The following is a 10,704-nucleotide window of genomic DNA, read 5'->3' as shown; positions in this document are numbered from 1 at the left end:
CTTTCCTTATTTGTTCTCTTTTATCGAGGAGAGCTCCCAACGGCAAGGAATAATTTCTTGTTTGTTTCAAAAAAACATTTCCCGTGGGAGTCTTTGTACGGCTCTTTAAGAATCGTTGTTGCAAACAAATGTTTAAAAGTATATGGAAAACAAGTCCGTAAAGGGTTTGTGCAGATTCGAAAATCTGAACTCAAACGCCTCCAAAAAGAGCTAAGTCGGGAGGAGTATCAGCGATTAAAACCAGCCATTGCTGTGTTATGTCGCAAGAATCCATTCCCGTCTGCCGATGAAAAAAAGCTCTTAAAACGTCTTTTCAAACATTCCCCAGCACTGAAAGCCGCACATCGCTTCACGTGTGAGTTTACAAAAATCTATAACAGCCACTTAAGTGTGAAGGAGGCTCACGAACAGATTACACAATGGATCCAAGCTGTTGAGGCTTCTGAACTCACCTGTTTCAATACATTTATCAAGACACTCAAGAAATACCAGACTGAGATTGTGGGATATTTTAAAAACCGCTACAGCAGTGGTTTTGTAGAGGGCATTAATAACAAATTGAAAGTTTTAAAGCGTCGCTGTTATGGCATTTGGAACCTAAATCACCTCTTTCAAAGAGCCTTCCTCGACATCTCGGGATACCACTTTTTCAAGCAAAACCAAGCCTTAGAGCTCGCTTAATTTGCAACAACGATTCTTGGTGAGACCCTTTGTTTTCAAATTAAAATCTTGAGGAGCCCAGTGCATTTGAGTTTCATGCAATTCCCCTGAGCTCAAAAACAAAGCCGATTCCAGGAGAACCAAAAATTTGCGACAGAGCCCACCATAGCCCCCCCAATGCACCGCCTAAGCCAACGATTAGAAAACCACCCAAATGAGTCATTACAACCCGTTGACATGGGTGGAAATGAACTTTGCAGGATTTTCCACAGGGTCCAACATTTTTTTAAACTCTTCTCGGCTTACAGTTTGACCTAATAGAATTCGCTTCAGATATCCAAGACGCGAGCGCATGCTCTCATTCCAATTTCTCTCAGAAAACGGCTTGTACTGATTCATTCTAATTTCCTCAATGAATGAAAAAATTTCTGGAGGACTATACGCAAAATATATATAATTCTTGAATTCTCGAGATAATTGATTGCTATTGAATTCGTTGTTCCACCCATTACTAAGGTAAATGATGGGTTTATCTGCAACAACAACCTCAGCCAAAGCAGAAGTACCATCACTTATAACTATGTCTGATTTCAAAATATCATTAATTAGTGGAATATTATCATGTCTCGAGATCGTTACATTTTTAAGGCTTGCCAATCTCTCAAAGATTGCATCAAAATCTTCTTGAGACAAAAACTTTTGTTGTACTGGAAATGAAAAAAGCAAAATATGTGGCCTTATGATAAAATTTATTTCGGGATGCTCTTTCGCATAATTATAGAAAAAATAGTGATAAGATAAGAAAGTTGAGCCCCCTTCAAAAAGACTTTTATTTGCATAAGATAAATACCAACGAGGAAGCCATAGTATAGTTTCTTTTTTATCAGTTCCTGATTGATCTTGAGATTCGGACATTCGATCTCGAACATTCTTATATGTCTGATAACCTGAAACATGGACTCTATTTGGGGGGAACTTATAACGTTTTATGTAAATATCCTTCGTACTTTCCGAATCAACATAAACATGATCTACTAAATTTTTCAGATTAACATCATTTATTGTATCTTGATGAAATATATGAGGCCCATAAATTGTATACATTAAGTATTGGGCCTTGGGTTTCAGTGTCGATGTTAAATAATTTGGCTCAAGAATTGAGTTTTTATAGCTATCGTAAGGATTTTGAACAAAGATAACATCAATATTTGATCGATAATGGCTTACATCCGCGCAGTGTTTATAGGGTGGGCGCTCTCCGCACGGAAAAATAACATCTTTAGAATCAAATTTTTCTATAAAATCCTTATCAATTTCAGCTAAAAGTTCTCCATCGTAAAAGGATGGAATAGCGACAAGAGTAACATCATGACCATCTTTTTTCATCTGATCATAAAGCTCAAAAACTCCTTTGCCTCCAACAGTTTCGCTGGTTACAACAAAAATTACATTTTTAGCAAATAATGACGACCAACTGAGCTGCGCCATAAATAAAAAGATAAAGAATTTTATGAACATAAACTTTCTCGCAAATAAATAATTTTTAATTTTTCTTTATATAATCTCAAGCAAAGTCCGTCCATCGCTAATTTTGCACTGTACGGGTTCATATCAAATGAGACTCAAGAGGCCTCGAGAATATGACACGAGTTACGCAGTTTGCAGCAAAAGGGTGGGAATCTAAGCGAAAGACATGAGTTTTGTTATTTCTCTAGAGATATCATGCTTAATAACATCCCACTGCTGCTGATAAAAAGAGAAGCCTCCAGCAAGTCGTCTTTTAAATCTTTGAATCCAAGCCGAAATGGCAAGAAATATATGATTTCTTTGGGCTCGTCCCGTGCGAGACTGACAGCGTTCAAGACCGCATGTTTGCTTTAATTCCCGATGATAAACTTCGATTTTCCAACGCGATTTCATGACCAGTTCAATATGATCACGAGAGGGATTATCCCTATTGGTTCCGATATAATCCGTGCGACCGTTTTTGGCAACAAACCGGAAAACAGTAATCCATCCATATCCGCGTAAGTGAACTTTCAGTCCTTCATCTGGAATGTCCAGCTTTTCAAGAGTTTCTCCACGATTCACTTTCCTGTTTTTCTTCAACCCCATCACCCATGTCCAGCCTATGGATTCAATGGCCTTCAGATTATTCAAGCTCGAGTACCAAGCGTCTGCAACCACGTCATCCGGATTTATCCCTCTGTCTTGAGCCAGCTTTAACATTTCCCTGAAATGGTCATTCTTGCTTTTGCCATCGCTGGCTTTATCATAAATACGATAATCAACAGGAATAGAGTCATGACTCCTCAGGCCATGCCATACCAAATTGACAAGACCTATCCCCGCAATAACATCATGGGCATTCCCAGAATACTGATAATGCACAAGCTCTATCTTCTCGCTCCGATTTTTATCCAAAATTGTATCGTCACATACTAAAAAACAAGGTTCTTTCTTGTTAATAAGAGATTGAGTAAGATTCCACACTCCGCTCGGACGCAATGCACTAGAACTCAACCATCGATTGACGCTGTCATGCGACAATGGAATCGGTGACACCTCCGAAAGTGCCAACCCTGAATAGCGCACACTGCTGGCTTGTAAAAATGAACGATAAAGTGATTTTGTGCATTTGTGTCGAGACATCATTTCTTCTCATTTAATAAATATTCCCTCTCACCTTATCTCTTCTCTCTTCTCCTGCAAACTGCGTAACTCGTGTATGAGAGTGAATATACTGCAAAGGAGTGAGGCCTTTCAAGCAGGGGAATTGCATGAAAAGTTTTGGCTCTTTCGGAATCGTTGTTGCAGATTAAACGGCCGTCAATAGTTTGTTTTGCTTGAAAATTCGCTGCCCTAAGATTTGGGAGCCGTCCCGTTAAAAGTGGGCGATTTTGAGTGTGAACCTCCACGGGGCAAGCCCCGTGGTATCTCGTTGGCCTAAAGGCCAAGTTCAAGCTGCGCTTGCCTCATATCACTAATTATATGAGGGGCGCTTCATCCATGGGACAAGCCCCATGGTTTTATGCGCGTATAAATGGAATCGCCCACGATGCTTGAAAAGTTTCAAGATGTGAAATTTCATCTTATCACTCCGGCAATAAAACAGATGACGTTAGGAGGCGTAGGTAACTTCTTTTTTGAGGAAATAGGAGCGAACGATCTCGGGGCAATTTTGGGTGCCAAAAAGATATTTTGTGATGTTGGTTTTGAGTTCCTGCAATGACTTGGCATGTTTGCGTCCGACAGCATTGCTTTTCACGTCTTGATTCAAAAGCTCATCTGGATTCAAATCTGGGCTGTAAGCGGGCAGAAAAAATACCTCAATTTTTTCTTTGTTTTCCTTCAAAAATTCACCGACCACTTTGGCGTGGTGTACTTTGTGATTGTCCACAATGAGAAACACTTTTTTCTTGGAAGACTTGATTAACCTTTTGAGAAAATTAAGAAAAACCTCTCGCGTAAAATTCTCCTCAAAAAGCATAAACCGCAACGTGCCCTGATTCGTGACGCTCGAGATCATATTGATTCGAAATCGTTTTCCCGTTCCTGAAATCACAGGCGTCTGACCCTTGGGGCTATAAGTTGTGCCCGTCTGATGATCGGAACGAAAGCCCGCCTCATCTCCCCAATGAATCTCGGCATTTTCAAGGCGCGCCCGCTTGGCAATCGCCGGATAAACCTCTTTAAGCCAAGCCTGAACTTCTTTTTCGCGACGTTCATAAGCCCGACGCACCGGCTTTTGGGGCGTAAATCCCCAACGTTTCAGATAGTTCCCCACGGAGCGAATCGAGAGTCGGATGCCAAAAGTGCGTTCGATCAACTCTCCCACAGCCTCTCGCGTCCAGAGCATAAAGGGCAGTTTTAGCTGGTCGGGACAACGATCGGTGATCATTTTGACGAGGCTGGCGCACTGGTGGGGCTTCAAGCGCACCATGTCTTCAGCCCGGCGCCCTCGTTTTTTCTTCAATAGCGCCGCCTGGCCCCTTCTTCGATAGCTCGAAACCCATCGGCTGACAGTGCCTCGCGCTACTCCCAATAAATGCCCCACTTCCGCATGCGTCTTCCCGCCTTCAACAACTGCCTTAATCCCCCTCAAACGAAGGCTTTCTTGGGCGTCTTGCGTTAACTTTCGTGCATCTCCTAATTTCATACCTTCTACTTATCACATTAATCCCCTCATGTCTCCTGTTTTATTGCCGGAGTAATAACACAGCAATGGCTGGTTTTAATCGCTGATACTCCTCCCGACTTAGCTCTTTTTGGAGGCGTTTGAGTTCAGATTTTCGAATCTGCACAAACCCTTTACGGTAAAGCTGCGCCACATGAAATCGATCGATAATCACAGGAATGTCTTGTCCCAATGCCTCCCGTGCCCCATTAATAAATCCTTCATACATGTCTGTACAGACTGCTGAGATTGTCCGGCGCAATCTCTTGGGCATTGTCTTGAGAAAGGCCGTAACTGTTGCTTTTTCACGACCTTTGAGCACGCCCAACATCTGGACCTCTGCCTCTGTTTTCGCGGTCAGTACCGTCACAAAATCACGGAATCCCTTTTTCAGGCTGATCTCATCAATCCCCAATAGACCAATCTTCTTAATTTGATCCCAGTTCACCTCTGTGACCACATGCCGGTCAATGATCCCTTGTACGGCAGCGCAGCTCAGATCTTCCTTGATGGCAACATCCGCAATCGTACTATGGATGAGGGAAATCACGGCGTGCTTTTCATAAGCTTTTGTATACTCGCTGTTGCGCTCATACCAGTTGGCTTGCTGTGTCGTTGTGGCGCCGCCATCACAATCTTCGCATTTCCCACGTCTTGGTGTGATTTCGATGAATGTTGGCCTCCCACAAATTGGCAAGTGTTTCATGCGACAGATTACGCTGCGCCCATGGGGACGAGTTGACTTCCCACACTAACGACACGGAATCTTTTCAACAGTACTTTCTACACGAACAATGATATGCCCATTTCTGTCCATCTCTGATGAAACTACCCGAATATCAGAAATGCCCAACAGCTCTTCTGTAATGTTCAATTTGTTCGTATTTTGGGAAATCATAAAAACACCATTCTCTGTTTAAATACTTGTTTTCCATATACTTTTAAACATTTGTTTGCAACAACGATTCTTAAAGAGCCTCTTTTCTTGTCATCATTTTACCACCAACTCTTTTTATTAATAAAGCTACTTCCCTAAATTCGCTTCTGCAAAGTCCCAATTCACAAGATGATTCAAAAAGACATCCACGTAATCCGGGCGGCGATTCCTGAAATCAATATAATAGGCATGCTCCCACACATCACAAGTGAGAATAGCTCTTTCACCATGAACGAGAGGAAGGTCTGCATTGCCGGTTTTTACGACCTTGAGTTTGCCATCTTGACCCTGCACAAGCCAGGCCCAACCGCTTCCAAATTGGGTGGTGGCTGCTTGCTTGAAGGTGTCACGGAAGGCTTCGTAATTCCCAAAATCTGACTCGATCTTTTCTAAAATCTTGCCGGTGGGTTTTCCGCCACCATTGGGCTTCATCGAATTCCAATAAAATGTATGGTTCCAAATTTGGGCAGCGTTATTGAAAATTCCAACTTTGTCAGGTTTTTGAGAGGTATCTTGAATGATCTCTTCCAAAGTCAAACTTGCATAAGGCGAATCTTTGATCAGATTATTCAAATTCGTGACATACGTCTGATGGTGTTTGCCATAATGATATTCCAAAGTTTCTTGCGTCAAATGGGGCGCCAAAGCATCCATAGCATAAGGCAAGGGGGGAAGTTCGAACATAATAGACCTCTTGAGTTACGTTAAAAGATTAGAGTTTAATGCCAAAATAAGTTTCGACCAATTCATTGGCGTCACTACTTTCCCAGTCAAACCCACCGGGAACTTTGGCAACCACTTCACCATTGGCATTAATGAGAATTGCGGTCGGAAGTCCTGTGCCGCCAAAGGCATGGAGCATCGAACCTGACGTTTCTAAATAAATGGGAAGGTTTGTGTATCCATTTTTAAGATAGTACGCCTTGACCGTTCCAATTCCCGTACGATCATGAGAGAGTGCCAAAACTTGCCCACCCTTTTCTTGGAATTTTCCCGCAAAGGTATTGAGCGTGTCCATCTTTTTCACGCATACAGGGCACCACGTGGCCCAGAAATTCACAACCGTGGGCTTGCCTTTAAAATCATCAAGGGTAAGAACTTTCTGATCTTTATCCACAAAAGGAATGGTCATCGGATCAGCCCTGACGGGTGAGAACAAAGACATAGAATTGGGCGCAAAGTTCCAAACCGCAAGGCCCATAAAAAACAAGAGAACTATTGATGTTAAAATCCAGTTCTCACTTTTCTTCCAAAAATTCATGAAACCCTCTTATACTGCCATCGTCAATTTTAATTATGGAGCTCAGTATGACCAATTCGTCTTCCCTTTTCAACATGGCTTTATGTTTATCTTTTATGGCGATAATGCTCACAGCTTGCGGCCTCAAAGAACCTCCCCGCGCGCCTGAAGATTCAATTATCATTAGTCCTTCTGATTATCCCAAAGCTGTGGAACCTAAATGCTGCCAAAACGATTGAAAAAGAATTTAATTTTCTCCTTGCATAATCAACACAAAAACCTATCTGTTAAATTAAGAAGCATTCTCTCTGCATACTTACTCAACAGATGCGACAGAACCCCCAATGAGATAAATCGTTAAAGGTTGAGAATTCATCGGCCCAATTTTTCCAAATTGGGGCGCGTTGAAAGATCCAATTTCAAGGGCTCAAATTCAGCCCTGATTTTTTCAACTTCTAAAATGGCGCGCTCTAGTTGCGGATCAAACCCTTTCTCATAATCTTGAGGGGTGATTTCAACTTCAATGTCAGGATCGACCCCATGATTTTCAATGCTCCATCCAATCTCGGGGAACCAAGCTGAAAATTCAGGCTGACTTGTTCCTCCCCCATCCAGCAAAGGGTGCCGTGGCCAAATTCCAATCACACCCCCCCACGTTCGTTTGCCAATCAGAGGCCCCAATTTCATGACTTTAAAGACATGAGAAAACATATCTCCGTCCGATCCTGCATATTCATTAGTAAGCCCCACCATGGGCCCCATGGGCGCATTGGCGGGATAAGGTATCTGCCCAAACCAACGGGTTTCATCATAACCCAAACGACGCCGTGCGAGCTTTTCAAGAAGAATTTGCGAGACGTGTCCACCCCCATTATATCGCACATCAACAATCAAGCCCGGACGATCGAGCTCTGCCATAAATGACCTATGGAATTCGGAAAATCCCCGCGAACTCATATCGGGAATATGGATATAGCCGACATTACCATGGGTTTTTTCTGAGATAATCTTACGATTTTCCTCAACCCAATCACGATAACGGGCCTGACTTTGAGAGGTGAGCGTTTTCACAACGGCTTTTCGATGTTTTTTGTGGCCTTTAGGCAAAACTCCCAATTCGACAAAATTCTCTGTTTGATTCACAAGTAATTGCTGGGGGGTGAGCATTGAGGACAGTTTTTGGCCATTAATAGAGGTGATAAAATCCCCCGTTTTTAATTGAACTCCGGGAAGCCTTAAAGGTGAGGTTGCGCCCTTAATCCAAGGATCACCCTTGGCTAGATTCGTGATGCGATACCCTTGGGCTTTTTCGTCCCACTCAAAATCACATGCAAGTTCTCCGATGGGATAATTCGGAGGAAACCTTAAATCCCCGCCATAAACATAGGCGTGAGAACAACCTAACTCTCCTTGCATTTCCGAGATTAAATCGTTGAGTTCGCCGCGGGTTGAAATGCGATCTAAAAGAGGTTCATACTTTTTAAAAACGCCATTCCAATCAACCTTAGACATATCTGCCGTCCAATAAAAATCTTTTTGAAGGCGCCAGGCTTCCTCAAACATTTGTCGCCACTCAAGAGCAGGATCGACGGAAATCTTAATTCGCCCCCAATCAATCCATCCTCCATTTTTGTAAGAATGATCATGTTCGGATGGTTTCTCCCCGGCCTTAATGACACGGATTTTTTTCTGACTCACATAAGCGAGCTGAGTTCTATCTCCAGAAAGCGAGAATGAGGATAAGCGTGAAACGAGTAGTTCTTCTTTTTGATTGGCAAAATCATACGCACGAAGTGTGAATGCGGTGTCTTCCTCGTCTCCTTCATCCAACGTTCCTTCAAGAGGTGCCGTTGTATAAAGGGCTTTTCCGTGTATACCACAAATAGTTTTATAATCCCCTTCACAGACGGGAAATTCGAGAATGCGATCTTCAATGCCTTCAAAATCGATCACAATGGGTTTTATTTTTTCATCCGTTTTTTTCTTCTTCTCCTCACCTTCGTCTTTTTTAGTTTCAAGATGTAAGATGGGAATAAATGGAGAGTTTACATCCTTTCTCAACGTCAAAAGATAAGGTTTCATGCCTTTTGGAAAACTGTAATCAAATTGCATAGTATCCATCACGGGATTGTAAATGCGTTTGGAGAGAAAATAGAGATAGTTACCTTCAGGATCAAAAGCAGGCCGCACGTCTTCCAAAACCGGTTTTGTGACTTGGTGCGTTTTTTTGGTCTTTACATCATAAATGAACACAGCGCGCAAAAGAGGAGAAATCGTCGAATCATAGGCCAAGTACCGCCCATCAGGAGACCAGCTGATCCCATAAATAAGACCATGGGGACTTCTTCCCAGAAGGGTTTTCTTTTGGGTCTTCAAATTTAAAAGTATTACCTCACAACGATGATTGGTAATGGCCGCAAGATCCCCTTGAGGGGCCTCTTGAATATGACTAATCCTTCCCAAGTCTTGAAACGAAAATCTTTTTTCAGGTGCGCTGTGATCCAGGAGATGCTCTTCTAAAACATCAGACCCTTCATGATCACGGGTCATGAGGACATGCTTTTCATCAGATCTAAAAATCAGATGATTGTATTTGACACCATCTCGGATTCCGTATTGGTTCGCAGCCCCTTCCCAATTTCCAAATGCAAAAGGACGACCACGGGAAATGATCCCTAGACGCTGTCCTTTTTTATCAAGATCATAGGATTTGAAATATTTTTGGGGGCTTGCAAATTTCCGTTGGCGTTGTGTGCGTTGGGAAGGAAAAAGAATCTCCACTTTTCGACTTTTTCCAGAATCAAGGTCATGGTGATAAAGATCGCTTCCCGCCATATAGACAAGCTCTCGGCCCCATCCTTTTACATCTCTTACAAAGAAATCTTTTGAAGTTGTAATCGCGCGTAAGTTTTTACCATTGGGTAAAATGCCATAAACATTCCCAATTCCTTCATGATCACTGAGAAAATAAATCTCCCCCCCAAGCCATAAAGGCTGGAGAGTATTGGATGGCAAATCAATAAGTTTCTCGTAATTGCCTTGTCCCTTTTGATCAATCCACAATTCGGCTTTAGAGCCGCCGCGATAGCGCTTCCAGGACACATATCCATAGCCATGTCGTTGAATCACATGAGCAGATCCGTAAAAGGAAATGGATTCGGCGGGACCGCATTGAATACGTTCAGACACTTTTGTAAGAGGGTTCAAAAGATAAAGATGCTTCACCCAGGGATGAGGTAGGGAAAGCGGTGCTGCAGGCCTTTGCGTTGCGTAAATAATTTTGCCATCCTCGCGCCAGCCAATAACAACGGCGCCTTCATTAATATAGGTCAAGCGCTCAAGCGGCCCCCCTTGTGCAGGCATGAGATACACTTCCGCGTGCCCCTCCTCTTGACCCGTAAAAGCAATCCATTTTCCGTCGGGTGAAATCGCTGGGTTTGAGGCTTGTCCCAACCCATTGGTCAGCCTTTCGGCCTTACCACCTTCTTTGGAAACCCGCCACAAATCGTCCTCACTCACAAAAATGAGTTGGTCTTGAAAAAGAGCAGGACTGCGATAATAACCTTTGTGTGACATGAGGGACACCTTTGCGCTTGATAAGGGATAACATTTTCTAAAAGGGGATCATAAACACAGAAGGTTAAAAATCAGCCACCCATCGTGATAAATTTTTAGAAAATAAAAAAGGTG

General features: G+C 42.8%; 8 protein-coding genes. 1 reads left to right on the top strand and 7 read right to left on the bottom strand.

The annotated features are described in order from the left end of the window. Window positions 1–57 precede the first annotated feature (57 nt). The gene (locus tag Bealeia2_RS01020; RefSeq protein ID WP_331255311.1) at window positions 58–681 is read left to right on the top strand and encodes a transposase; all 624 of its coding nucleotides are present in this window, start codon (window positions 58–60) and stop codon (window positions 679–681) included. Between the two features lie 201 nt (window positions 682–882). Here Bealeia2_RS01020 and Bealeia2_RS01015 read toward each other — a convergent pair whose 3' ends face one another. The 7 genes from Bealeia2_RS01015 to Bealeia2_RS00985 form a co-directional block, all read right to left on the bottom strand. Continuing rightward, the gene (locus Bealeia2_RS01015) at window positions 883–2,148 is read right to left on the bottom strand and encodes a glycosyltransferase (RefSeq protein ID WP_331255310.1); all 1,266 of its coding nucleotides are present in this window, start codon (window positions 2,146–2,148) and stop codon (window positions 883–885) included. Between the two features lie 192 nt (window positions 2,149–2,340). Continuing rightward, window positions 2,341–3,312 carry an IS701 family transposase gene (locus Bealeia2_RS01010; protein ID WP_422388038.1) on the bottom strand — a complete coding sequence of 324 codons (972 nt, stop codon included), beginning with the start codon at window positions 3,310–3,312 and terminating at the stop codon, window positions 2,341–2,343. A gap of 469 nt (window positions 3,313–3,781) precedes the next feature. After that, window positions 3,782–4,819, bottom strand: coding sequence for an IS630 family transposase (locus tag Bealeia2_RS01005; protein ID WP_331255186.1), 1,038 nt, complete (start codon window positions 4,817–4,819; stop codon window positions 3,782–3,784). 40 nt (window positions 4,820–4,859) lie between these two features. Next, a complete protein-coding gene (locus Bealeia2_RS01000; protein WP_331255309.1) occupies window positions 4,860–5,543 on the bottom strand; it encodes a transposase in 684 nt (227 codons plus the stop codon). A gap of 318 nt (window positions 5,544–5,861) precedes the next feature. After that, a complete protein-coding gene (locus Bealeia2_RS00995; protein ID WP_414437834.1) occupies window positions 5,862–6,461 on the bottom strand; it encodes a superoxide dismutase in 600 nt (199 codons plus the stop codon). 25 nt (window positions 6,462–6,486) lie between these two features. Further along, a complete protein-coding gene (locus Bealeia2_RS00990) occupies window positions 6,487–7,035 on the bottom strand; it encodes a TlpA disulfide reductase family protein (RefSeq protein WP_331255307.1) in 549 nt (182 codons plus the stop codon). 351 nt (window positions 7,036–7,386) lie between these two features. Continuing rightward, window positions 7,387–10,590, bottom strand: a complete 3,204-nt coding sequence (locus Bealeia2_RS00985; protein ID WP_331255306.1) for a S41 family peptidase — start codon at window positions 10,588–10,590, stop codon at window positions 7,387–7,389. Window positions 10,591–10,704 lie beyond the last annotated feature (114 nt).

It is taken from the genome of Candidatus Bealeia paramacronuclearis (assembly GCF_035607555.1).
GTDB lineage: Bacteria > Pseudomonadota > Alphaproteobacteria > UBA9655 > UBA9655 > Bealeia > Bealeia paramacronuclearis.
Note: the sequence above shows the minus strand (reverse complement) of the source record. Positions and strands in the feature narration are given on the sequence as shown.